We start from the raw sequence: 26,504 nt of genomic DNA on the forward strand, positions 1-26,504 counted from the left end.
GGTTTATTTATTGACGTGTATTCTATTGATATTGGCAATACCAAAGACAAGGACTAAAAAGCTCAAGAAAATTTCCATCATCACTAGTATTTTTCCCGAAATTGAAATTGGCACGATATCGCCATACCCAACCGAGGAAAAAGTGATTAAGCTGAAATAGATAAATTCAAAAAATTGCAAGAAGAATGAACCATTGAGCGAAGTACTCGCTTTGAAATTTTCAGGATTCAAAATATATAAAGCGTGATAGTCTGCCGTAAATGAAAAAACAATCAATACAATCAACACCGCAAATAATGTTAGGACGTGCGTAAGTTGATGGCTTTCCCCTATTATTTTAGCCAATTGTATGAACGTAAGCCGAACAATAAAAATGGTCTTGATTAGAGCCAAAGCCACAATTAAAATAGGTCGCCATAGGCCATTATCATCTGCTTGTGCCCAAAATATATAACTCAGTGATATAGCGATAACCGCCGTTGCGGTAAGCAATACTTTTTTAAAGAGCTGTCCATAAAACCCATTGCCGTTTGATATGTCATTTATAGTTTCTTTCACTATTGCTATTGGTATATTTTCATTATAAAAAAGTTGTGTAGACGTAGTACAAGTGTCAACTTAAAGTAATACTTGAAAATGAGAGATGGGTTGTTATTAATCAATCAACAAAATAATCCATCTCCCAAAATCAAGTTTTTTTTACCAAACTTTTCTTCTTCAATTTATTTTAAATTAATTTTTTACAGTATTCCCATATTGATATTTTGCAAATATTTTTGCCACCGCCTCCTTAATTTCCTTTTGCTTATCGGTGGTATTTGCGTGCAGCACGTCTGGCGCAAATCCTTGCCAGACTAATTGTCGTCTGCTCATATCTATAAGTTCTATGACAACGCCACCTTCTTTGTGTTCTTGAGATGATTGGTAACCGCCATAATATCCATAACCGTAAGACCCGAAATGACCATAACCGTGGCCATAAGAAGGAAAATAAGGGTAGCCACCACCTGTGTTTATATCTCTTGTCTGTACAACGATACGGGAATCTACCAATAAATCAGGATTGGCTTTGTCCATTACATATCCTTTCTTTTCCATTTCGTCCTGAATGGCCGACTTTAGTCTTTTTTTGATCAATGTATTGACAAAGAGCGGTTCTTCTTTCCCGTTTTCCATTTGAAAATCATCTGACCAATAGAAGGTCTTGTAGGCCTCAAACTGTGCCTCACGGTCATAATCGGTAACGATAGCCGAAGAACTGACCGAGCAACTGACTGCGGTAACGCCTAATAAAAGGCAGACTGCCAATTTTATTAATGTTTTCATCATTTATTTATTTAGTTCAACAATCTTTTTTATTTCTTCGTAAGTATTGCATCCACACTCAAGTCGTGCTTGTCATTAACTTTTATAAAAGCAAAACTTGGGCGTTCCAAATTATAATCGGTAATCAATAAAGACCAAGAAGCTGTTAATTGAATTGTATCTTCTGAAACAAGTTTCAACGCAATAGGAATGGTTATTTCCCGAGTAACTCCGGCAAGGGTGAAATCTCCCTTTGCGTTGAGCGTTTGTGTCGCTTTTTCTTCAAAATTAAAATCGTCCATAAATTTTCCTTCAAAAACAACATTGGGTTTTTTTTCCGCTTTTACCAGTTCATACATATGTCCATCCCGTTTTTCATTATCTGTCTTTATGGATTTTACAGGAACCGAAAAGGTCAACGTGCCGTACTTAAAACCTATGGTGCCCTGTAAATCATCAGATTTGCCGATATAGGAATTAAGTGGCATTTTTGCCTTAAAGGATACGGTTCCTTCCTTTACTTTAAAGTTTTGGGCATTTATAGATACATTGCTTGAAAACAACAGTATTAGTAAAAAATAAATTAAGTTTTTATCCATTACTTTTTATTTTTCGTTCATTCAATCCATTTGAATATAACTCTTGATATGTCTTGGTCTCATTTTCATTGATTCGGCGGACAATATACTTTTTGTCGATACCCTTTCTATTTTCAATACCCATTGATTTTAGCAGTTCCTTAAAACCCTCAATGGTATTTTTATGATAGTTGGCAACTTTGGTTTTTTTATCTTTTACAACAATGGATGCAACTCGGGAAGGCACCATTGTGGTAATTCCCGTAGGGCAGGTATCCAAATTGCATTTTAGCGATTGTACACAGCCCAAGGCAAACATCATCCCTCTTGCGCTATAACAAGTATCTGCGCCGAGTGCCAACATTCTATAGATATCAAAAGCCGAAATGATTTTACCAGCTGCCATTACTTTTATCTCATCTCGCAACCCATACTTTTTAAGAATGCCGTTTGCGAAATGGACGGCTCCAATTATTGGCATACCGGCCCAATGCAGGGATTCCATATGGGCAGCACCAGAGCCACCTTCGGCACCGTCAATGGCAATGAAATCAGGATAATTTTTCTTTTCAGCAAAAGCACGAACCATTCTTTCAAATTCATCTTTTTGTCCGATACAAAGCTTTATTCCTATGGGTTTTCCACTGGAAAGTTTTCTCAATTTTTCAATGAACAAAATCATTTCCTTATCGTTCCCAAAGGCAGAATGGTGTGGTGGCGATAAAATTTCCGTTCCCTGCTCCACATCCCTGAATTCGGATATTTCCTTTGTGTTCTTCTTTGCTGGCAAAATTGCTCCAAAGCCAGGTTTGGCACCTTGCGATATTTTTATTTCAATCATTTTCACTACATCGTTGGTTGCGATATCGGCGAATTTTTTGGCGTCAAAATTTCCTTCTGCATCACGACATCCAAAGTATCCCGTTCCAAACTGGAAGATAATATCTGCACCGTATTCTAGATGGTAAGGCGTAAAGCCACCTTCGCCGGTGTTTTGAGCAAAACCTGCTATTTTTGCACCACCGTTAAAAGCAAGGGTGGCATTTTTGCTTATGGAACCAAAACTCATTCCCGCAAGGTTGAGGATGCTGGCAGAGTAAGGTGTTGAGCAGTGGGAACTTCCTATAAGAACCCTGAAATCGTCATTGGTTTGTTTTGAGGGATAGGTGGAATGAGTAAACCACTCACGACCTACTGTATCATACGGAATTTGTGTTCCAAAAGGCTGACTTTTATTGGCATCTGCCGCACGCTTATAGACGATTTCCTTTTGTATCCAGTTGAAGGGCAAACCTTCAGTGCGGTTGAGCAATAATGTTTCTTGGATAACGTGGCGCTGCTCCTCTAGAAGATTTGTGATTCTACCAAGCAAGGGATAGGTTCGCCTAATATTATTGGATTTTTGAAAATAATCCAAAAGTCCTAAAATTAGAAAAGGAAGTATTACCAAGGCGAGCCACCATAGTAATGGATACAAGACGATTATGGTAACTAATGCCACAACCAAGATGATGTTCGTTATGATAAATCCTTTTCTCATTGCTCTTGTTTATAGTTCTTGTTTAATGTGAATGTCCACCATTTTCCTCGTGGCCTTCTTCGCTTTCGGTTCCGATATAATTTCCTTGTGGGCCAACTCCCTCTATATACACCAGCTGCGAACCATAATGTCCTGCTTCGGAAACGGAATAGGCCGAAAAAGCCATTACTACAAAAACTGCTATTTCGAAACCGCGCTTTAGTTTGACCCAAAACAGGCTTACTATTTTCAAAATAGCTGCAAGGGCACTCGACCAAAGTGTCCAATCGGCATATTTGTCGTGTTGTTCCAGTACGCTTTTTGCCATTTCGGTAAGGCCTTCTGTATGCGGATGTACAAATGTTCCAGCAACGTATGCCCCGATAAACCCAGACCCTACCATTAAAAGAATGACCCAATCCATTGTCCGGTTCAAAATAAACAGCTGTATCAACTGCAAGACCACCGCTAACAACAATAAAACTATGGGAAAATGTACGACCATAGGATGCAGGTTGGGGAATGCATCAAAGTCTGCTTTTACAGGATCTGATTGTGCAACTGAAGTTGTGTTGACCGATAATTCAGTTTTATCTAGGCTATTTCGTTTTTCATTTAAGGCAAAGACATTTGTTAAACTACCCAAAAAGGCAAGGATCAAAATGGCTGAAAAAAATTGTGTTGTTTTCATTACTTCTGGTTTTTAATTAGTTTGCGGTAAATTGTAACACCAAAGCTCCAAGAACTATGACGGCTATTATAGCATATATTATATAGTTGAACCACTTCTTTAGCGGGTTTTTGTTTTGCTCTTTGCGATTACCTGTATTGCAACATTCTTTCATTGTTATATCATCCTTTTTTATATGCAAAATCCTTTAAATAATACTTGAAAATGAGAGGCAACCTTTATTAACCAATAAACCAACCAAAATGTTTACCCCTCACAATCAAGTATTCTTCACTAAACTTCTCTTCACCATAAATTTTTAATCGCCTGACCTAGGAAGAGAGATGTTATTATTTTAGGGATTTAATCTCTCTCCCTTGTGCAGGCCGCTATCAACCAAATCAACTTTCCTTTTTCACAAAATCTATTGTGCCTAATTAAGAGAAAGGGCTTCACTAACCAACCAAAAGTATTTGCCCTCTCTCTTATTAGGACTTAAATTTTTGCCTGACCTGGGAAGGAACTAACACTAACCATCATCTATTTTTCCTTCCCACGACAGGACTTAATGACTACCCAAGATATCCCAGACATCTTATTTACTTCTGTTAACTAATAAACCAGAGCAAAAAAAGATGCTTAGGGAAGGGATTACCTATTGAATAGTCTTTTGAACTTTCCCGCACTTCAGCATTTTACTTCCGTAATATGGGTTTTTAACTTCGTTACTTGAGCTTAACCAAGCACTCCCTTTATCATACATTGGGCAATACTGCTCGTACAGCGTGTTTTTTGTACCTGTTATCGCCACCATATCTGTAATATCTTTACTCAAGGTTTTAAAATGTTCCCGTTGATGGTCTATGGCACTTTCAGAAATATGTTCTGCATGCTCTGTGGCATCTTCTATGATATCGGCCAGTTCTTCCTGTTCTTCTTTGGAATAACTTTTCGTGTCAAATGCCTTAAGTGAGGCTACCAATTTAGTGCCTGACTGTGCCGCTTTTTTAGTATCATCTCCTACCAAAGCATCTTTCAGCATAAAATAATCAGCAAGAACTGCTTCTGCATTTGGATTCATCTTATCCATTTTCATCGAACTGTGGTCCATTTTCATATCACCGTGATCGTGGTTCATTTTTTCTTTTTCCTGTGCGTTGGTAAAAGAAACTGCTAACAATAGCATTGCTGCTATACTCATTTTTAAATCTTTCATTTTTATTATTTTTAAATTATTGTTTATAAACTATCTTTTAATTGTGTGATAAAATTGATTAATTCTTCTGCCTCCGCTTCAGAAAACTTAGCATCTTTATGTATCAAAGTGTAAGAATCCAAAGGCATTTCTCCGCTTTCTATCTGTTTGATAATTGAACGAAGTTTACTTGATTTTCTTCGGCTTGATAATGAATCCCATTCGTTAAAATTAAGTTCGGCCTTGCCTTCTTTAATGTGGTCTTCCAAAAACCAAGCAGCGGGTTGAATCTTATTATACCAAGGATATTGCGTATTGTTACTGTGGCAATCATAGCAGGATACCTGTAACTTTCTTTGAATGTTCTCCGGAACATTGTTGACCAACATAAAATCAGTTTCGGGAACCGTATAACTTTGATTGCGTTCCGTGGGAATAAATTGAATCCCCACAAATCCTACCAGTGCTATTATTGCTATGATTTTTAAAATTTTCATTTAATTGATTTCCTTTTGCATTTCACCACAGGTCAACATTTTACTTCCATAATAAGGATTCTTAACGTCCTTGCTCATACTTAACCAATTACTACCTCCATCATACATTGGGCAGAATAGTTGATACAAGGTGTTTTCTGTACCGGTTATAGCAACCATATCTGTTACATCCTTACTTATGATTTTAAAATGTTCTCGCTGGTGTGCTATATCACTTTCTGAAATATGTTCTGCGTGTTCTGTGGCATCTTCCATAATATCCTTGAGTTCCTGTTGCTCACTATCTGAATAGCTGGATGCATCAAAATTTCCTAAAGTACTTGCAAGCGTTGCTCCCAATTCTTTTGCCTTATCATTGTCATCGCCTACAAGTGCATCTTTCAAGTTGAAATAATCTTTCAGGATTGCTTCTGCTTTTGCGTCTTGGTTGTCACTCATTGCCATATCATCTTTGTCATCCATAGACTCTTGGTACATCTCATTGCTCATAGGTGCAGCTGGTTCATCTTTTTTTCCGTCCTTACAGGATATAGCCGTAAGGGTTAAGGTCATTACTAAAATACCGACGGTCATTTTTAATTTTTTCATTTTAATTTCGATTTTAATAGTTAATATTTGATTTTAATTTATTGTTATACCTGTTTACACAGCTTAATTTTTTTTTACATAGTGCTATGTCTAACAGATTTTTGGATTGCTTCTTTTTTTTATTTCTTTGAGCCTATAGCCTGCTTAATTTCTTCATACTCCTCTTTGGTTATCTCTCCTTTAGCGTACCTTTCATCAAGGACATCCATAGCCTTTGAACTTTTAGTCCGCTTTATTTTCTTTCCTCCTGCATAGATGAAAACACCTAGAATAATAACACCGAAAATGATTAAGAAATCCCAATTGTAGTCTATAGTTTTATTTTTTAGTCATTAAAATCTTAGTGATAATCCTCCACCTGCACCAAAACGGTTATCATAACTTCCCATCAATGAGAAATTTTTGGATAAAAGATATTCAACACCCGTACTCCAAGTAACTTCTTTTTTGAAATTATCTCCTTGAGGCAGGTCATCTACCCACCCAAAATCTGCTTGGTACTCGTAAATACCAAAAACAATAGTTCTAGGGAAAATGGTAATAGCACGGCTTAGGCTAATCTGCGGGCGTAGCTTACTATCCATCCTCACATCCAACGTAAATAAGTAGGGCGTAAGGTATCGTATCCCTGCTATAGCTGTTGTTGTTATCTCATCGAGGCTATCCTCCATTTCGTTCTCGACATTTACACCGCCAAAAACGGTTAGATAATCATAGAGGTATCTATCGTAGGCAGCTTCAACCTCCATATTCCTGTTCCAACCATATTCGCCCCTCAAACTGAATTGGTTTCGGATATTTGAAGATATAAGGTTCAAAGTGGTCATATGTGATGCGGCATCTATCATTCCGTAGGAATAGAACTGGTCGGTCTCGTCAATAAGTTTAGATACGGGATACTCCTTCAACCTTGGATCCCTAGGGGTATCATAACTTACAATACGCGCCATACCTCCCATCATATGGTATAGAATATGACAATGGAAAAACCAATCGCCATATTCATCACCATAAAACTCAATGGTAACTTGTTTCATTGGTGGAACATTGACTGTGTGTTTTAAGGGTGAGTATTCCCCGTTTTCATTGATGACCCTAAAGAAGTGGCCGTGAAGGTGCATCGGGTGGTGCATCATAGTCAAATTGTTGAAGGTAATCCTGGTTACCTCGTCTCCCTTGATCTTTATTTTATCTGCTTCAGATAGAGGAACACCATTCATACTCCAGATATAGCGTTGCATATTCCCGGTAAGGTTCAATAGGATTTCGGTTACGGGCACATCGGGATCATAGCTGGTCTTTTCTGCCGACTTCAAGTAGTCATAGTTGTATTGCGAAAACATATCCATTCCCTGCATGCCATCTGCTTCGTCCATTACTTCCCGTCCGGCAGTCGGGTTCGTCTTGTTCATATCCTTCAATTGAGAGGCCTCTTTCATTTCGGAATCCTTTTTTGTGTCCATCCCGGCCATTTTGGAATGGTCCATCTGCATTGAGTCCTTTTTCATATCCATTTGCATTTCGTCCATTTTATGCTTCTCCATATCCTTCATATTGGACTTGTCCATATTCATTGTGCCCATATCCATATCTTTCATTCCTTCCATCTGCATATTATCGTCCATTTGCATTCCCCATTTTTCTTTCATCTCGTAACGCTCATCTTTGCCTGGTCGGAATTTTAAAGCGGGTGCACCCATTTTCATTTTCATTTTAGCCATTTGTTGCATCATCCCTATTTTATCAGGTTTGGATATATCAGGGGCGGCAACGATAGGTCCTTGGCCTAGGTATGCCGTTGCGGTACCAGAGCCGTCTTGGGCCATAATTTTATATTCCAGTTTGCCGTTCTCCGGTATGGTTACGATAAAATCATAGGTTTCAGCGACCCCTATAAATGTCTTGTTATGCTTAACCGGTACTACATCTTTACCGTCTGCCGAGATAAGCAAAGGGTCTGGACCGCCAAAGGTCATCCAGAACGAAGTAGAAGCAGAGCCGTCTATAATGCGAAGGCGCACTTTTTCGCCAGGTTTAAACTCGGGGTACTCCACTTTTTCTTCTCCATTAATTAAGAACGCTGGGTAATACACATCTGCCACATCTGCACTTTCCATACGCTGCCTCCAAAAATTTAATTGCGCCCCAAATGCGCCCCTTGCAATTACTTGGTTAAGCGGCGTAGCTGTTCCTTTTCTTATATTGTACCATTCTGTACCTCGCTTTAAAAACCGAAGTACATCCCGCGGTTTTTCGTTGGTCCAGTCAGATAGTACCAAAACCTGCTCTTTATCATACTCCAAGGTTTTTTCTTTGGGCTGTATTACAATTGAGCCGTAAACACCGCTCTGTTCCTGCAACATTGTATGGGAATGGTACCAATAGGTGCCGTTTTGCTTTATTGCGAATTCATATTTTAGTGTTTTACCGGGTTCTATGGGCGGTGTAGAAAGGTAGGGTACCCCATCATAAAAATTGGGCAACAACAAGCCGTGCCAATGGATGGATGTCTCCACGCTCATTTCATTTTTTACATAGATTACTGCGTACTCCCCTTCGGTAAATTCGAGCGTTGGCCCTGGAATACCTCCGTTGACGGTCATCCCTTTTACTTCTTTACCGGCTTTATTAACCATTTCTTCCTTTAGGGTCAACGTGTATTCGTGAACGGGTAGATTATCGACATTACCTTCCACGGACTGTGCAGATGCTGTATAGGTACACAGTAACAAAAGAATAAATGCATAGCTTATTTTTTTCATAAGATTACTTTTTTTAAAATTAATATTGATTATGAGAAGTTTGTGTCATAATTATGGTTGTTATCTACCTTATTTGATCTAAAGGGTTTCTAATACTTTTTTGATTATTCTTATAATTAGTCAGACTCATACCAGTTTCACTTTTAAACAGCCTACTTAAATGATTTACATTACTGTAATCAAGCAGCTGACTTATCTCCGTAAAATTACCCTCTTGTAATTGAATCAGCTCTTTCACTCTTTCTATCTTGAGTTTTATAAAGTATTTTTCTATGGTAATATGCTCCGTAACAGAAAATATTTTACTGATTTTTGAGTACTCAAGGTTTAATTTACTTTCCAAATGCTTGGACAGCGTTTTATTTAATTGAAGTGGTAATTTTTGTAATAATTTAATAAGTTCAATTTTAACTTGCTCTACTAATTGCTGGTCTTGCGCCAGTAAAATTTCGAAACCATTGTTTTCTAAAACATTTTTTATATTTTCAAAATCATCTATAGATTTCTCTTCGTAAATAATAGAACCCAATTCAATATGCTTTAAGTGAATCCCTAATGTTTCAACATCACTCTGGATTGTTTTAATACAGCGATTACACACCATATTTTTTATAAATAATTTCTTTTCCATCCGGTTAGTTGATTAGGTAATTAACAATTGCAGATTGTGTGTAATACTTCTGTATCGATTCCACTTGATTTAACTGAAATTTGAGCTGTAACTCTTGGATATCCAGCACATCATTAAAATCAATGGTGCCCGTTTCATAGTTTTTAATGAGAATTTCTTCAGCATCTTCTGCTTGTTTCAGATTGTTCTCTTGTGTATTATATGCTATTCGTGCTTGGTTGCGTTGCGATATTGCTTTTGCGAAAGCGGATTCCAAAACATTCAATCGTTGTGCTTTTTGAGTCTCGATTTCTTGTTGGCGCAAGTCATTTTGCCTTGAAATAGATTTATACCGATTATTAAAAATGGGAATGGAAACTGAAACCATAGGCATTAGTATATCCTTTCCATTGTCTATTGGATTCATATCCGCTCGCTCGCTCACTGGTAGATAATCAACCCCAAAACCAAACATAGGTAATGCCTCACGCTGGTTGAGCAATTCAGATTGTGCTATAGATTCGTAGAGTTTATCATATTTAAGCAGTTCAGGATTAAGTGATAGTGCATCTCTACCAGATACGGCGTTTTCACTTGGAATTTCCATTAATGTGACCACATCAACCATCATAGTTCCATCACGATTGAGTAGCTTATTGAAGGTGATTTGTTCTGACCCAAATTCCTCTTCGAGCACCTCTTTTTGCTGTTGCAATTCATTTTGACGAATCTGTAATCTCAAAACGTCAACAGAAGATGCCTTGCCTACTTCAACCGATGTAAGGGCAAGACGCTCATAGGTTTCTAATAATTTAATGTTCTTATCGAGCACCCTTTGCTTTGCTTGTATTTCATACAAACGATAATAGGATTGAGCTACAGAAAGTGCCAGTTTTCTTTTGGCAATTATGATTTCCACATATTCAGCTTCAGCCATTGAGGCTGCATAATTTTCTCTTGCCGTTATGGTCCCGAACCAAGGCAACATTTGCTTAAAGCCAATACGTGCTCTCTGCGCCCCAACACGGGTCTCGGGCTCACTGACAAAGTACCCAGCACTCACTTCAGTATTAGGCAGCCAGTTTGCTTCGTTCACTTTTTCTTCGGCGATGTTATAGCGCAGTTCAAAGGCTTGAATCTCGGGGTTGTTAGATTGTGCCTCTTCAATGTATGATTGTAGTTGTTGCGCTTTCGCGAAAGCGGAAACAAACAAAAGACAGGTAATAATTTTTATATTTTTCATTTGTTTGCTCGTTTAAGTTGGTACTCTTTTTTCCAGCTATATAATACTGGTACTAAAAAGTAGGATGTAATATCTATAATCATCCCACCGAAAATGGGGATTGCCATAGGTATCATAATATCGCTTCCTTTTCCCGTAGAAGTAAGTACAGGTAAGAGTGCAAGCACGGTGGTAACAGTAGTCATCAAACACGGACGAATTCGCTTTCCAGCAGCTTCTAATGTGGCAAGTCGGATTCCTTTTTTATCATTGGGATTCTCTCTGTCAAAAGTTTGTGTGAGGTAGGTAGCCATAACTACACCATCATCTGTTGCGATACCAAAAAGCGCAATAAAGCCAACCCAGACAGCAACACTTAGATTGATGGTTTTCATATTGAACAAATCCCGCATATTCTCACCAAAAAAGCTGAAATTGAAGAACCAATCCTGACCGTAAAGCCAAATCATTATAAAGCCACCTGCAAAGGCAACTGCGATTCCTGTAAATACCATCAACGAGGTGGAAACAGAACGGAACTGGAAATACAGAATCAAGAAAATAATAAGCAATGCCAAAGGCACAACTACGGAAAGTGTTTTTTCTGCGCGCAGCTGATTTTCATACGTACCCGTAAAACGGTAATTAATACCTTGTGGCACAATCAAATCACCATTGTCTATTTTTTGTTGAATGAGCGCTTGGGCATTTTCGACCACATCAACTTCGGCAAAGCCATCGAGTTTATCAAACAGTACATACCCTATCAGGAAGGTGTCCTCACTTTTTATGACCTGTGGACCTTGTTCATAACGTATGTCTACCAATTCGCTCAGTGGAACCGGACTTCCTTTCTCAACCGGAACATAAATATCTTTTAAATCTTCTGGGTTTGCACGCAACTCACGCGGATAGCGCACTCTTACTCCATACCGCTCACGACCTTCCACCGTTTGAGTAAGCGGCATACCGCCCACAGCTACCTGAAGTACTTCCTGAACATCCATTATGGAAATTCCATAGCGTGCCAATTGGTCTCGTTTTATATCAATTAGTAAATAGGGCTTGCCCACAATACGGTCTGCAAAGACAGCTTGTTCTTTTACACCTTCAGCTTGTTTTAAAATGTCTTCGAGCTGTAGACCAAAAGCTTCTATTGTTTTCAAGTCTGGCCCTTTAACTTTTATACCCATAGGCGCACGCATACCTGTTTGAAGCATTACGAGCCTTGTCTCGATAGGTTGTAGTTTTGGTGCAGAAGTCACCCCTGGAAATTTGGTCACTTTCACAATCTCATTCCAGATATCGTCTGGGCTGTCGATTTCTGGCCGCCAGTTTCGGTAATATTCACCGCTGCCGTCTTCAATTAAATCGTTATGGGTTGCATTTGTTTTTAGTTGCGAGGCCTCATAATTAGCGTCATCATCGATTTCATTATTTGGATTAATAATGAATTTATCATTTTTCAGAACAAATAAACCATCATCGTTTACGCGGTAGCGTTGTCTCTCGCCATTCTTGTTTCGCATATATTCAGACTTATACTGAATCACATTTTCATACATCGAGAGCGGCGCAGGGTCAAGAGCAGATTCTGTTCTACCCGATTTACCTACTACCGTTTCGATTTCAGGAATACTGGCTACGGCCATATCAAGCTGCTGTAACACACGCTTGTTTTCTTCAACACCTGCGTGTGGCAAGGATGTTGGCATTAACAGGAATGAGCCTTCGTTGAGCGATGGCATAAATTCTTTACCCGTGTTGCGCATTATTATGGCCCCTAAAATCAACACTGTGGTCGGAATTATTAAAAACAGTAATCGGTTTTGAAGTGCCCAACGTAATATAGTGTCGTAATATTTTTGGAAAATTGAAAACGCCCCCAGTAATCCGAAACAGATAATCGCAACAAAAATCAAGTTCATTATAATACCGCGGTCAAAACCTAGTGGTCGCCAGTATTCGGCTAGAAGGAAAACAATAGCAATACAAGAAATAACGATATGTATTAGATTGGCTCTTTTTGCCGTGATAATATCGCGTACACTCAAAATTGCAACGATTCCATAGGCAATTAATATAATACCCAACCAATAACCATAGAAGATGGCTGTGATACCAAGGACGATGAGAACAGCATTAATAATATATTTAGCGTGCTCCCTAATAGTACTCTTTTTGAAAAGGAATGCGGCAAATGGTGGTATCAAGAAAAGGGCGATAACCAAAGACGCCGTGAGCGCCATTGTCTTTGTAAATGCGAGTGGACGAAACAACTTTCCTTCAGCACCTATCATAGTGAATACAGGAATAAAACTGATAATGGTTGTTAATACTGCCGTTAAAATTGCACCAGAAACTTCAGCAGTTGCATTGTAGATGATTTCATTTGTGGTGTACTCGATTCCGCTTTCGCGAAAGCGTAATTTTTCATCTTCCAAATGCCGAATCATATTTTCGGCCAGTATAACGCCCACATCCACCATTGTACCTATAGCAATGGCAATCCCTGACAATGCTACAATATTTGCATCTACATCAAAAAGTTTCATTGCAATGAAAACCATTAATACTGCAACGGGTAACAAACCTGAAATTAAGATGGATGCGCGTAGGTTGAACACCATTACGATAATGACCAGAATGGTTATTAAGATTTCAAGCGTGAGTGCTTCATTAAGCGTGTGTAGGGTCTCTTGAATAAGCTGGGTACGGTCGTAAAAGGGGACAATGGTCACTTGTGAGGTGCGGCCATCTGCCAGAACTTTTGTTGGAAGCCCAGATGACAGTTCAGCGATTTGCTCTTTTACATTATTGATAACTTCCATAGGGTTGGCGCCATATCGCGCTACCACAACACCACCAACAACTTCGGCACCTTCTTTATCTAAAATACCACGACGAGTTTGCGGTCCCAAATGAACAGTTGCGATGTCTTTTATTCGGATAGACGTAAAATTCTCTGAAGTGACCACGGCATTCTCAATATCTGCAACGGATTTTACATAGCCCAAACCACGAACCAGATATTCGGCCTGATTGATTTCCAATGTTTGTGCACCAATATCTTGGTTGCTCTGCTTAACGGCTTTGACAATGGCACTTAATCCAATATTGTATTGGCGCATTTTCTCCGGGTCCACATCTACTTGATATTCCTGAACATAACCGCCGATAGACGCTACTTCGGAAACACCACTTGCCGATGACAATCCGTATTTCACATAATAATCCTGTATACTACGCAGTTCCTGTAAATCCCAACCACCGGTTACATTACCATCCTTGTCACGACCTTCTAGGGTGTACCAGAATATTTGTCCTAAACCTGTGGCATCAGGGCCCAAAGCTGGGTTAACGCCATCTGGCAGCAAGTTGGAAGGAAGCGAATTGAGTTTTTCGAGAATGCGGCTACGTGACCAGTAAAACTCCACATCTTCTTCAAAAATGATATAGATACTGGAAAACCCAAACATAGAGGAACTACGAATAGTTTTCACGCCTGGAATACCTAGAAGCGAAGTTGTAAGTGGATACGTAATTTGGTCTTCAATATCCTGTGGCGAGCGCCCTTGCCATTTGGTAAAAACAATTTGTTGGTTTTCACCAATATCGGGAATGGCATCCACAGCTACAGGGTCAGTAGGCAAAATACCGGTCTCCCAATTAAAAGGTGCGTTTACAACGCCCCAACCGACGAACAAAGCTAATAGTAAAACAGCTACTAATTTATTTTCTATTAGAAATTTGATGCTTTTATTCAGCATAGAAATGATTATTAAGTAATTATAAATCTTGTTTAAAAGTGACAAACAAGCAGAAATGTCCAAAACAAATTAATGCAGGACTACAGTTCTAATTACTTAAAAATCAAATAAGGAAAGTCTGGTCTAAAACTTGAATATCCCTGACCAAGGGAGGAGGCGTATAATCTCTGTATGAATTTAAATCTTCTTGAGATTCGAAAAATAAGTGTATATAGGTATGGATAAAAGCAGCAACAAATAGTTGTTGGTCTTTATCTAATTTGTCGAACGATGTTTTTAAAGTATCTTGCCCTTCAACAATCACTTGTTCATCACTACAGCAATCTTTTTTAGAAATATCACACTCTGATGACTGCGATTGCTGTTGAACATCCATACCGCAAGTTTGAGCGTGACCAAATAATGAAGAGTCCACAAAAATATCTCCACAATAATGACTATCTACCGTAAATGATACGGTTGACAACAACACTAACAGTGCCATAGAGAATGTTGATATTTTAAAAAAGATTTTCTTCATTGAATTTACAAAAATACAAAATTTCAAGTAAATTTTCTTTATTTAACAAATAATTTTGATTTCATATGCAACATATTCTCCTAAATCTATATGAAAGATTATCTAATTTCTAGAAAAATGCCGAATACAAACCTGTTTTAAATTTATTATTAAGAATTGTTCTAAATAAGTTTGTTTTTTTAAATTTCATTTCTATTTTTGTCGCTGAAATAATCACTTACTTATATTAAGTCTAAATAAATTTAATGATGAAAAAAATGTTTTTTACCGCAATTATAGGAAGCCTTATTTTTGCTTCGTGTTCTTCTGATGATGAGCCGATTACTGAAACCTCAAACATTGAGGTGCCTTCAAACTACACCTTCGAAAGAGATGGACAATCCACAGTGGATTTTAGTGGCCAGACCATCCGAATTTTAATGGCTGAAGAAATCCTGAATTCCTTTACAGATTTCGAAAACACGACTGTGATATCCTTGCAGGCAATGTATGCACATCAGGAAGGGGACCTAGATTTTTCAGACGCTGCCTTAAATGCGTCAGATAAAAACGTACGCAGTAAAACGGCTGCGTCCCAAGATTATTTTAGCGCAAACACCACAGAAGCGGCAGCTATAAGAAACCTATTCGATAGCTATATTTCCGGTCAGGTCAATGAGGTATTCCCTAACAAGGATGTCCTAGCAGTCGCTGGCAGTGCCGGTCAACTTGCCGATGGGACAAAAACCCGGTATGTTAACGCTAAAGGACTTGTGTACAACCAAATGTTTGCAAAAAGCCTTATTGGGGCGCTGATGGCAGATCAGATGCTTAACAACTATCTCAGCATAGCTGTTCTTGATGCTGATAATAAAGTTGCGGACAACGACAATGGGATTACAGAGGATGGAGAGACCTTTACCACGATGGAACATAATTGGGACGAGGCCTATGGATACCTCTACGGAACATCCGTTGATGCAGCCAACCCGAATGTAACCATTGGGGGCGATGATAGTTTTTTGAATGATTATTTGGGCACAGTAAACGCAGACCCGGATTTTTCTACCATTGCTGCCGATATTTTTGATGCATTCAAATTGGGTCGTGCCGCGATAGTGGCAAAAGATTATGCCGTGCGGGATGCCCAGGCTGCCATTATACGTCAAAAAATATCGGAGGTCATTGCCATCCGTTCCATATATTATCTGCAACAAGGTAAAAACAGACTTGCAAATGCCGAGTATGGGGCCGCTTTCCAAAACCTTTCCGAAGGCTATGGGTTTGTTTCCAGTTTACGCTTCACTAGAAATCAAGACACAGGTAGTTCTTTCTTCAGCCGAAGCGAGGTCGATGGTTTTACATCTGCTCTCTTGGCGGATGGACCCAATGGTTTTTGGGACCTTGAACCTTCAACACTGGACAGTATTGCTGAAGCTATTGCCGCTAAATTTGACTTCACGGTCGAACAAGCTGCGAGCGCAAATTAAATAAAAATTGAATTAGCCACATCAACCGATTTACCGCCGATGGAAAAATCGGTTGATTTAAAAAAAATAGTTATGAAACACTGGAAACTTTGGAGTTTTATTAGTATCGGACTGCTGATTGTAGCGTGTTCAAAAGATAATGGGAACGAAAACTTGCCACCGGCTAACAATAATTTTGATCGTGGCGCAATGCTTTTAAATTGGGCAGATAATATCATTGTCCCTGCATATACTTCTTTTAAAACAGAGGCCGAAAACCTGAACACTGCTGCAACGGTCTTTGCAAATGAGCCTACAGAGGCAAACCTTCAGGATTTGCGAGCTTCGTGGGCCGCATCCTATATTGCCTTTCAAAAGGTCTCTATGTTTGAAATTGGCAAAGCCGAAGAAGTAAGGTACAGGAACCGACTGAATATTTACCCCTCTGATACCCAAAGAATAGAAAATTTTATAGAAACTGGCAGTTATGACTTGGCTTTGCCATCTACAATAGATGTACAAGGTTTCCCTGCTATAGATTATCTGATCAACGGCCTTGGCGCAACAGATACCGAAATTGTAAGCTTCTATACCGTCAACGGCAATGCCCAGGGATATAAAAATTATCTCGGCACCCTTACGGAGACTATCCTGCAATTGACCACAACAGTACTCGACGATTGGAATGCCAGCTTTAGGGATGTTTTTGTCGCAAATACAAGTTCGTCGGCAACGGGATCTGTTGACCAAATGGCGAACGACTATATCTTCTATTTTGAAAAATCGTTGCGGGCGGGCAAAGTGGGGATACCCGCAGGTGTTTTCTCCCAACAACCATTACCCCAAAATGTAGAGGCTCGCTATAAAAAAGATTTTTCCAAACAATTGCTGCTAACAGCAGTTAAGGCAAGCCAAGATTTTTTTAATGGAAAATATTTTAGCAACAATTCGACTGGAGAAAGTTTTAATACTTACCTCGATTTTTTGAATAGCATTAAAAATGGGGAAGACCTTAGCAGTCTTATCAACGCTCAATTCAATGCTGCAGAAACCCAAGCAAATGAACTAAACAATAATTTTGCTCTACAGATTGAAACTGACAATACCAAAATGCTAAGTACTTATGATGAGCTACAACGCAACGTTATCCTCTTAAAAGTGGATATGTTGCAGGCATTGAGCATAAATGTGGATTATGTAGATGCCGATGGCGATTAGTCAATGGTTTTGCGTTTAAATACATATCGAAATAAAACTACCGAGGCCGCCCCGTTGGCGGTCTTTCGTATTTTTTTCGGTCTTATGATGTTTATTAGTATTGTCCGTTTTTGGAGCAATGGCTGGATTGACAAATTGTATATTCAGCCTAAATTATTTTTTTCATACTATGGATTTGAATGGGTGCAGCCTTTGGGCGTTTATACCTATTTATTATTCTTTATTTGTGCTATGGCGGCAATCTGTATTGCTTTAGGTTATCGATACAGGATAGCGATCATAATTTTTTTTTTAAGCTTTACCTATATCGAATTGATGGATAAGACCACCTATCTTAACCATTATTATTTTATTAGCTGCCTTAGTTTTTTAATGATCTTCCTCCCGGCAAATGCCTATTATTCAATGGATGCCCAAAGGGATAGGGATAAGGCCTATAAACAGATCCCCAAATGGACCACTGATGCCATAAAATTATTGATTGCACTTGTCTATTTCTACGCCGGTCTGGCAAAACTGAACAGCGACTGGCTCGTTGAGGCAATGCCGCTTAAGATATGGTTGCCGGCCCAATATGACTTGCCATTGTTGGGAAATTTAATGCAGCAACAATGGCTTCACTATGCCTTTAGCTGGGGTGGTGCTGCCTATGATCTGGCGATACCGTTTTTGTTGTTTTATAGACCCACCCGTTGGGCAGCTTTCGGTCTGGTGGTGATTTTTCATTTGATGACCCGAATCCTCTTTCCCATAGGTATGTTCCCCTATGTGATGATCGTGAGCGCACTCGTTTTTTTCGATGCGGGAGTCCACCATAAAATATTGAAAACGATTTCGACTATTTTTAGGATTAAAAAGGAAAAGACAGATGCAGGGATACGCCATAAAACCTATCGCAACAAAACCAAGACTCCAATGCTTATCGTTGGTTTGTTTATTGCCTTTCAGTTACTTTTTCCTTGGCGTTATCTGCTCTATAAAAATGAGCTTTTTTGGACCGAGGAAGGATACCGCTTTTCTTAGCGGGTAATGCTAATGGAAAAAGCCGGATATGCACAATTTAAGGTTGTGGATAAAAAAAAGGGAACGGCTTTCCTTGTTGACAATACCGATTTTCTGTCAACATTTCAGGAAAAACAGATGAGCACCCAACCCGACTTTATCCTTCAGTACGCCCAGTTGCTCGGAAAACATTTTACAGCCCATGGCCATAAAAATATAGCGGTCTATGTAGAAAGTTATGTGGCACTGAATGGCAGGTTGAGCCAACCTTATATTGACCCAAAAGTAAATTTACTGGAGCAGGAAGAGTCGTTTGGGGCCAAGGACTGGATATTGGAATTTAAGGATGAAATCAAAGGTTTTTAAACAAAAAAATGTATTTAAAAAAAGAACATATAATCGCAACCCTATTTTTTGCCTTCACAAGTTCTGCAATGTTTGCACAATATGTGGTTCAGGGAAAAGTAGTTTCTGCAGCTTCCAACGAACCTGTCCCAAATGCCGAAGTGTTTCTCACTACTCTAAGAAAATCAACCATCACGAATGATTTTGGGGATTTCAAATTTCAGGACATTCCAAAAGGGACCTATAATTTTACCGTATTTGCCTACGAGTATGCTATACTGGATCACGAGGTTAGCATTTCCGATGATACGTCACTGAACTTAGAACTTGAATCTTTGGGCATAGAACTTTCTGAAGTAGTGGTCACCCAAAGAAAAGAACGCCTTTTCGCCCTAAAACGATTAAGGGACGTTGAGGGAACTGCCATTTATGCGGGCAAGAAGAGCGAAGTGGTATTGGTAAGCAACCTTACCGCTAACCTTGCCGGCGGTAATGCCAGGCAGATATACTCCCAAGTGGTCGGGCTCAATATCTACGAAAACAACGATGCGGGACTGCAATTGAATATTGGTGGGCGTGGCCTCAATCCCAACCGCAGTGCAAACTTCAATACAAGACAAAATGGTTATGACATCTCTGCAGATGTACTGGGATATCCCGAAAGTTACTATACACCGCCGGCTGAATCCATTTCAGAGATCGAAGTGGTACGCGGTGCGGCATCTTTGCAGTATGGGACACAATTTGGAGGCCTTATCAATTTTAAACTGAAACAACCCGATCCCAACAAGAAAATAGAGTGGATATCCCGGCAATCCTTGGGTTCTTACAACTTGTTCACCAGTTTTAACAGTTTAGGCGGGACCTTGGGCAAGGTAGGTTATTATACTTTTTTCAACTATAAAAAAGGAAATAGTTTTCGTCCCAACTCCCAGTTTGAATCCTTCAATGGCTACGTACATTTGGATTATTCGCCTACAGAAAGGACCAAAATTTCCTTTGAGGTAAGCTATTTAAACTATTTGGCACAGCAACCGGGCGGTCTTACCGATGAACAGTTTGAGGAAGACCCCACGTTTAGCAACCGAACCCGAAACTGGTTTAATGTGGATTGGAAATTATATGCTATGCGATTGGAACACGCTTTGAGCAATAAAACCGATTTTAGCCTCAACCTCTTTGCCTTGGATGCCTATAGGAAATCGGTTGGTTTTCGCGAAAACAGGGTTTCACAGGAGGATGATCTGGAGGCTCCAAGGGAATTGATAGTAGGTAATTTTAACAACTGGGGGGCAGAGGCCCGTTTGTTGACCCGGTATAATTTCTTCGGAAAAGAGAATACGGTGCTTTTTGGTGGAAAGTACTATCAATCCAATAATACAGAGCGGCAGGGGCCAGGCAGCAACGGTAGCAATGCCAATTTTAATTTTGAAGAACAGACCTACCCCAACTACCCAAGGCAAAGCGATTTTAGGTTTCCGAACTTGAACCTTGCCCTGTTTTCCGAAAATGTCTTTAAGTTCTCCGAAAAAATTTCGGTAACTCCTGGGCTACGGTTTGAATATATAAAGACTAGAAGTAGGGGCGAATTTAAACGGATCAACTTTGATATTGCAGGTAACCCCATCTTAAACGAAGATGTGGCGGATAACCGTGATCTTGAACGTTCTTTTATTTTATTGGGTGTTGGGCTAAGTTATAAACCCCATAAAACGGTTGAACTATATGGGAATATAAGCCAGAATTACCGCTCGGTTACTTTTAATGATATTAGAATTACCAATCCGTCATTGACCGTAGATCCCAACATCAAAGATGAGCAAGGATATACTTTTGATATAGGGGCTCGCGGGCGAATAAAGAAATACCTTTCCTATGATGTGGGAGCATTTTTTTTAAATTACAAAGATCGTTTGGGTGTGATATTACGGGAAGTAAGTGATATCCAACAGGAGCGGTTTAGAGGGAACATAGGGGATGCCATTACCTATGGCATTGAAAGTTTTGTGGACTGGAATATATGGGAAACCCTGTCCACAGAAAAAAACGATATCAAACTCGGTACTTTTGTCAACCTGGCCCTTACAGATTCAAAATACACCTCTTCCCAAGAAAACAATGTGAAGGGCAAAAAAGTGGAGTTCATTCCCGGTATTAACCTAAAAACAGGATTAAATTTTGGGTATAAAGACTTTTTGGGTAGTTTGCAATATACTTATTTGGGCCAACAGTTTACCGATGCCACCAATTCGCCCAGGGATTTTCAAAGCCAGAGTGGTATTGTAGGTGAAATACCTGCCTATAATATTATGGATCTTTCTTTTTCCTATACCTATAATCGGTTTAAACTGGAAGCGGGGGTCAACAATGTTTTGAACGAAAGTTATTTTACACGCCGTGCGACGGGCTATCCGGGCCCAGGGATCATACCAAGTTTACCACGAACCATATATGTGCTCTTACAACTTAAATTTTGAGTTAATCTGCATTAATGACAAAAATCATATTTCTGTTGAACCTTTAAAATTATCTTCGCATTAATTAATTTTGCTGTTAATTCATAAAAATTTGATAACAAGCTTGTTAAACAGCAGCATTTAATTTACGAAAACATTTAATGTTAGACAAAATTTATTAATACTGTGAAATCTTTTTTTACCAAAATACTATCTTTTTTTTTAGCAGTTTTTATACTGTTTTCTACTTCTTCTTTCACGGTGGATATGCACTTTTGCTGTAATAAATTGGTGGATATGGCTTTTTTTAGTAAGGCAGAATCCTGTATGGAGATTGTACAAAAAAAAGATAATAATTCCAAGCAATGTACTTCCATACAAGAGAAAAGTTGTTGCGATAATCAAACCATTGTAAAAGAAGGAGGTGACACCTTTAAGAAGTCCAATACAATTTTAGAGATTGATACTTTAGTTTTCATAAATACTTTTTTTAATACTTATATTAATCTGTTCGAGGGGCTAGAAGAAAACGTCATTTCTTTTAAAACCTACAGGCCGCCTTTATTATCTACAGATATTATAATTCTCAACGAGACCTTCTTAATTTGATTTTCTACATCGCAGATTGACTTTAATCTGCATTCCCTCTATAGCCAAAGTTTCACTTCTGGCTAACATTTGTTGTACTCTATTTTCAGCATCACAAAATATTATTAACCCTGTAAGATATAGACTTTTCAAACCATTAACTTAAAACTCAATGATAATTTTATTTACTATAAGCAATTAAAAAGCATTTTGGATTATGAGTATGGTACGTAATCGCTGCCTAAAAGTAATTAAGCAGAAGTCACAGGAGCATCAAAGTGACTGTTCTTCCTTAATATTAGGAAGATCATTGGTTGAGCACTTATAAAACCCGTGAATAAAATTGTAGGTATCTTGAAAAAAGTACCTGACCTACGGTAGCAAAAATCAACATTAAGGCCTATGCCTTGGGAATTCGCATTAAGCAACTCAATTATACTGTTAACGAGAAATTAAATGCACAAGGTCTATTGACCTTTCAAAAATTTACCGAAGAAGACAACAGTTATTTTACAATGACTTATAAATAAAAATAAATGAAAAATTATGACACCCTTTCAGAAGCTATTAACGATTTACAGGCAAACGAATACCCTTATGATTTCAACTTAAAACCTGAATGTCTGGAATGTGCTTCCCTGAAAATTGAGATTCGACCAGAAGATTTTAATGTGGATAAAATATATCGCTTTGAAGGAATGAGCAGTACCGATGATAACAGCATTTTATATGCAATATCTTCCAAAAAAGGGCTTAAAGGTCTTTTAGTTGATGCTTATGGCGTCTATGCCGAAAACATATCGGAAGCAATGAGAAAAAAATTACGATAACACTTAAACAATACTATAATGGAAAATCACGAGCAGCACAAAAACAACGAAATGGACCATTCGAAAATGGATCATTCTAAAATGAACCACGAAAAAGAAGATCATTCCAAAATGGATCATTCCAAAATGAAAAATGGAGATGGAGACCATTCGGGTCATAATCCGGGTCACGGACAAATGGGTCACGACCATCATAAAATGATGATTGCAGACTTTAGAAAACGGTTTTGGGTAACGCTAGTACTTACTATTCCAATATTGTTCTTCTCGCCAATGATTCAAGATTTTTTTGGGTATGAATTTTTACTTCCCGGAAATTCTTATATTCTTTTTGCGCTTTCTACCATTGTATATTTCTATGGCGGATGGCCTTTTCTTAAAGGATTTGTTTCCGAAATAAAGAATGGTGCACCTGGTATGATGACACTTATATCTATGGCAATAAGTGTCGCCTATTTCTACAGTTCTGCAACTGTCTTTGGTTTACGAGGAGTTGACTTTTTCTGGGAGCTGTCAACCCTAATTGCTATTATGCTTGTTGGTCATTGGATAGAAATGAAAAGTGTATTAGGCGCTTCAAAAGCATTACAACTTTTAGTTAGTATGATGCCTGCCGAAGCTCACAGGGTAAAAGGCGACACTATTGAAGATATACCACTTGAAGATTTGTTAAAAAATGACGTGATTTTGGTAAAGCCTGGAGAGAAAGTTCCAGCTGATGGTATCATAGTAGAAGGTTCAAGTTATTTAAACGAATCAATGCTTACAGGGGAGTCCAAGCCTGTGAAAAAAGAAGAAAAGGATAAGGTAATAGGTGGTTCAGTAAATGGCAATAGCACTTTGAAGGTAAAGGTGGAACATACAGGAAAAGACAGCTATCTCAATAAGGTTATTACGATGGTTGAGGAAGCACAAAAGACCAAATCTAAAATGCAAAACCTTTCCGATAGGGCAGCAAAATGGTTGACTTATATAGCTTTGGCTATTGGTTTTGGTACGTTGGCAGTTTGGCTGATTTTAGGCTTTCCGTTTGTGTATGCATTAGAAAGAATGGTTACCGTTATGGTCATCGCTTGTCCACACGCATTGGGTCTTGCAATTCCTCTTGTAGTTGCCATTTCTACTGCTGTATCTGCACAAAATGGATTATTAATCCGTAATAGAACTGCCTTTGAAGAATCACGTAAGATATCCGCCTTACTATTTGACAAAACAGGGACTTTGACCAAAGGGGACTTTGGCGTTACTCGAATCAAATCTGTAAATGCGTCCTATTCAAACGATGAAATCTTAAGACTGTCAAGTGCGTTGGAACAAAGTTCAGAACATCCAATTGCTGTTGGGATTATTAAAAAAGTTAAAGAAGACAATATTACAATCCCAAAGCCTGAAAACTTTAATGCGATCACTGGTAAAGGTGTAGAGGCAAATGTAGAAGGAAAGCAAGTAAAAGTGGTTAGTCCTGGTTATTTAAGGGATGAAAAAATAACTATTCCTGAAGATGCTTATAGTGACGCTGCTGAAACTGTTGTATTTGTATTAATTGAAGGACAACTAGCAGGATACATTGCGCTTGCTGATGAAATAAGACCTGAATCTGCGGAAGCTATAAAAATATTTAAAAAGAATAATATCAAAGTTTTGATGGCAACTGGGGATAACGAAAAAACAGCCAAAGCTGTGAGTGAAAAATTAGGGTTGGATGGCTATTATGCCGAAGTGCTACCACACCAAAAAGTAGAAATTGTAGAAGAGTTGCAAAACAAAGGAGAGTTTGTGGCTATGACTGGAGATGGCGTAAACGATGCGCCCGCACTTGCCAAAGCTGATGTAGGAATCGCTGTTGGTTCTGGTACTGATGTAGCCGCCGAAACAGCCGATATTATATTGGTAAATAGCAATCCACAAGATATTGCAAACCTAATTTTGTTCGGAAAGGCTACATACAATAAAATGATTCAGAACCTAATATGGGCAACTGGGTATAATGTGGTGGCCATTCCATTAGCTGCAGGTGTTCTATACTCTTCTGGCTTTGTTTTAGGACCAGCTGTAGGAGCGGTATTTATGAGTTTGAGTACAATTATAGTGGCTATTAATGCGCAATTATTGAAGCGAAAAATCGGTAAAAAATAAATGAATAGAAAAGAAAAACTCAACAGGATATTTTTAATTCTATTGAGTTTGTTTGTAGTGATGTTGGGCTATGGCATTTTATTACCTACCCTTCCCTATTATACCGAACGATTAGCGTTAAAGGACAATCTTGATACTGACCTTATCAATTTCCATATTGGATTGCTTACGAGCATTTATCCATTTTTTCAGTTATTATTTGTGGTGGTTTGGGGAAAGCTTTCAGACAAATACGGTCGTAAACCCATTATTATTTGTGGACTAATCGGTTTTGTAATTATGCAATTACTTACTGGTCTGGCCACATCCTTGACAATGCTCTATATCGCTCGAATCTTTGGTGGTATTTTCACGTCTTCAGTTATTCCAGTTAACAACGCATATTTAAGCGATATTACTTCTGAAAAACGGAGAACAAAAATAATGGCTTGGTCTGGCGTTGCCATTAGCTCTGGGGTTATTTTCGGCCCTGTCATTGGTGGCTTTTTATCCCAAACTGACATTCATATAAGATATTCTATAGGTCTGCTGCATTTAGACCGATTTTCAGTCCCCTTTTTATTCGTTGCCATACTAGGATTAATTGTCCTTTTCGTTGTGATGAAATGGCTAAAGAACACCGCTCGTGTAGATAAGTTCACTACAAAAAAAGTAAGCTTGCGTTTCACATTTACTAAATATTTTATCGTATTACTGGTATTATCCTTTGTCATTCAATTTGTAGTGACTTTGTTTGAAACTGTTTTTTCAATCTATGGTAAAGATGAATTAGGGTTTAACAGTAATCAAGTCGGTATTGGTTTTATGCTATGTGGTTCAATAATGGCTGTTTTACAACCTGTGTTCGCTACTTATGGAGAGAAGTTTTTATCAACAAAGAAACAAATTGCTTTAGGGTTATTAATATCTGGATTATCCTTAATAGCCTTTCCATTTTTTAATAATGAAATTTTGGTATATGCATTAATCGTTGTTTTTGCTGCTGGAGGTGCTATGGTAACACCAAATTTGCTATCGGCCGTATCACTGATATCAAACAAAGATACTGGCAGGAACATATCTATCCAGAGCTCGACCAATAGCATTGGTCAGATTCTAGGCCCCGTTTTAGGAACGTGGCTGATTACAGGTGGTTTTTACTATCCTTTCATTATTGCCGGAATCATTGTTTTGGTTGCTATTAGCACTCTATTTTTTCTTAAAAATCCGCCATAAAATACATACGTATTACTTATAGATGTTTAA

The 26,504-nt window shown here is 38.6% G+C and carries 21 protein-coding genes and 1 pseudogene; 8 read left to right on the forward strand and 14 right to left on the reverse strand.

The genetic code is table 11. The features are described 5' to 3' along the window. Positions 1-3: 3 nt before the first annotated feature. The 14 genes from BLT84_RS05640 to BLT84_RS05705 all read right to left on the reverse strand — a co-directional run bounded on the left by BLT84_RS05640 (position 4) and on the right by BLT84_RS05705 (position 15,236). Positions 4-558, reverse strand: a complete 555-nt coding sequence (locus BLT84_RS05640; RefSeq protein WP_091263462.1) for a potassium channel family protein — start codon at positions 556-558, stop codon at positions 4-6. A 174-nt stretch (positions 559-732) separates the two neighbouring features. Further along, complete coding sequence (locus BLT84_RS05645; protein ID WP_231929492.1) at positions 733-1,329, reverse strand: DUF4136 domain-containing protein; 597 nt, start codon at positions 1,327-1,329, stop codon at positions 733-735. 26 nt (positions 1,330-1,355) lie between these two features. Then, positions 1,356-1,904, reverse strand: coding sequence for a YceI family protein (locus BLT84_RS05650; protein WP_091263464.1), 549 nt, complete (start codon positions 1,902-1,904; stop codon positions 1,356-1,358). After that, the gene (locus BLT84_RS05655; protein ID WP_091263466.1) at positions 1,897-3,423 is read right to left on the reverse strand and encodes an FMN-binding glutamate synthase family protein; all 1,527 of its coding nucleotides are present in this window, start codon (positions 3,421-3,423) and stop codon (positions 1,897-1,899) included. The genes BLT84_RS05650 and BLT84_RS05655 overlap by 8 nt, the downstream gene beginning before the upstream one ends. Positions 3,424-3,445: 22 nt before the next feature. Then, entirely contained in the window at positions 3,446-4,093 is a 648-nt protein-coding gene (locus tag BLT84_RS05660) for a DUF2231 domain-containing protein (RefSeq protein ID WP_091263468.1), read from the reverse strand. A 634-nt stretch (positions 4,094-4,727) separates the two neighbouring features. Beyond that, positions 4,728-5,288: a DUF3347 domain-containing protein gene (locus BLT84_RS05665; RefSeq protein ID WP_091263471.1), complete on the reverse strand. Its 561-nt coding sequence runs from the start codon at positions 5,286-5,288 to the stop codon at positions 4,728-4,730. 23 nt (positions 5,289-5,311) lie between these two features. Beyond that, positions 5,312-5,764, reverse strand: a complete 453-nt coding sequence (locus BLT84_RS05670) for a heme-binding domain-containing protein (RefSeq protein ID WP_091263473.1) — start codon at positions 5,762-5,764, stop codon at positions 5,312-5,314. Next, positions 5,765-6,352 carry a DUF3347 domain-containing protein gene (locus BLT84_RS05675; protein WP_091263475.1) on the reverse strand — a complete coding sequence of 196 codons (588 nt, stop codon included), beginning with the start codon at positions 6,350-6,352 and terminating at the stop codon, positions 5,765-5,767. Positions 6,353-6,471: 119 nt separating this feature from the next. Next, complete coding sequence (locus BLT84_RS16215; RefSeq protein WP_231929494.1) at positions 6,472-6,561, reverse strand: SHOCT domain-containing protein; 90 nt, start codon at positions 6,559-6,561, stop codon at positions 6,472-6,474. A 123-nt stretch (positions 6,562-6,684) separates the two neighbouring features. Then, positions 6,685-9,114, reverse strand: coding sequence for a multicopper oxidase domain-containing protein (locus BLT84_RS05685; protein ID WP_091263480.1), 2,430 nt, complete (start codon positions 9,112-9,114; stop codon positions 6,685-6,687). A gap of 64 nt (positions 9,115-9,178) precedes the next feature. Further along, positions 9,179-9,745, reverse strand: coding sequence for a helix-turn-helix domain-containing protein (locus BLT84_RS05690; RefSeq protein WP_008610774.1), 567 nt, complete (start codon positions 9,743-9,745; stop codon positions 9,179-9,181). Between the two features lie 4 nt (positions 9,746-9,749). Continuing rightward, on the reverse strand, positions 9,750-10,967 hold the full coding sequence (locus BLT84_RS05695; RefSeq protein ID WP_013073636.1) for a TolC family protein: 1,218 nt from the start codon (positions 10,965-10,967) through the stop codon (positions 9,750-9,752). Continuing rightward, positions 10,964-14,716: an efflux RND transporter permease subunit gene (locus tag BLT84_RS05700; protein WP_013073637.1), complete on the reverse strand. Its 3,753-nt coding sequence runs from the start codon at positions 14,714-14,716 to the stop codon at positions 10,964-10,966. The genes BLT84_RS05695 and BLT84_RS05700 overlap by 4 nt, the downstream gene beginning before the upstream one ends. 103 nt (positions 14,717-14,819) lie before the next feature. Then, on the reverse strand, positions 14,820-15,236 hold the full coding sequence (locus BLT84_RS05705; protein ID WP_013073638.1) for an HYC_CC_PP family protein: 417 nt from the start codon (positions 15,234-15,236) through the stop codon (positions 14,820-14,822). A gap of 245 nt (positions 15,237-15,481) precedes the next feature. Here BLT84_RS05705 and BLT84_RS05710 point away from each other — a divergent pair, with 245 nt between their 5' ends. From BLT84_RS05710 to BLT84_RS05745, 8 genes and pseudogenes are all read left to right on the forward strand, one after another. Next, positions 15,482-16,705, forward strand: a complete 1,224-nt coding sequence (locus BLT84_RS05710; protein WP_091263482.1) for a DUF4856 domain-containing protein — start codon at positions 15,482-15,484, stop codon at positions 16,703-16,705. Positions 16,706-16,777: 72 nt separating this feature from the next. After that, positions 16,778-17,902 (forward strand): imelysin family protein, encoded by a 1,125-nt coding sequence (locus BLT84_RS05715; protein WP_091268057.1) that lies wholly within the window; start codon positions 16,778-16,780, stop codon positions 17,900-17,902. 3 nt (positions 17,903-17,905) lie between these two features. Next, positions 17,906-19,270, forward strand: a pseudogene (locus tag BLT84_RS05720) (HTTM domain-containing protein). A gap of 8 nt (positions 19,271-19,278) precedes the next feature. Beyond that, positions 19,279-21,726, forward strand: coding sequence for a TonB-dependent receptor (locus BLT84_RS05725; RefSeq protein WP_091263484.1), 2,448 nt, complete (start codon positions 19,279-19,281; stop codon positions 21,724-21,726). 165 nt (positions 21,727-21,891) lie between these two features. Then, complete coding sequence (locus BLT84_RS05730; protein ID WP_091263486.1) at positions 21,892-22,314, forward strand: HYC_CC_PP family protein; 423 nt, start codon at positions 21,892-21,894, stop codon at positions 22,312-22,314. Positions 22,315-22,829: 515 nt separating this feature from the next. Next, positions 22,830-23,123, forward strand: coding sequence for a hypothetical protein (locus BLT84_RS05735; RefSeq protein ID WP_031427471.1), 294 nt, complete (start codon positions 22,830-22,832; stop codon positions 23,121-23,123). Positions 23,124-23,141: 18 nt separating this feature from the next. Further along, on the forward strand, positions 23,142-25,259 hold the full coding sequence (locus tag BLT84_RS05740) for a copper-translocating P-type ATPase (RefSeq protein WP_031427470.1): 2,118 nt from the start codon (positions 23,142-23,144) through the stop codon (positions 25,257-25,259). Continuing rightward, entirely contained in the window at positions 25,260-26,474 is a 1,215-nt protein-coding gene (locus tag BLT84_RS05745; RefSeq protein WP_091263488.1) for an MFS transporter, read from the forward strand. The last annotated feature ends 30 nt before the right edge of the window (positions 26,475-26,504 follow it).

The sequence above is a fragment of the Gillisia sp. Hel1_33_143 genome (assembly GCF_900104765.1).
Classification (GTDB): Bacteria; Bacteroidota; Bacteroidia; order Flavobacteriales; family Flavobacteriaceae; genus Gillisia.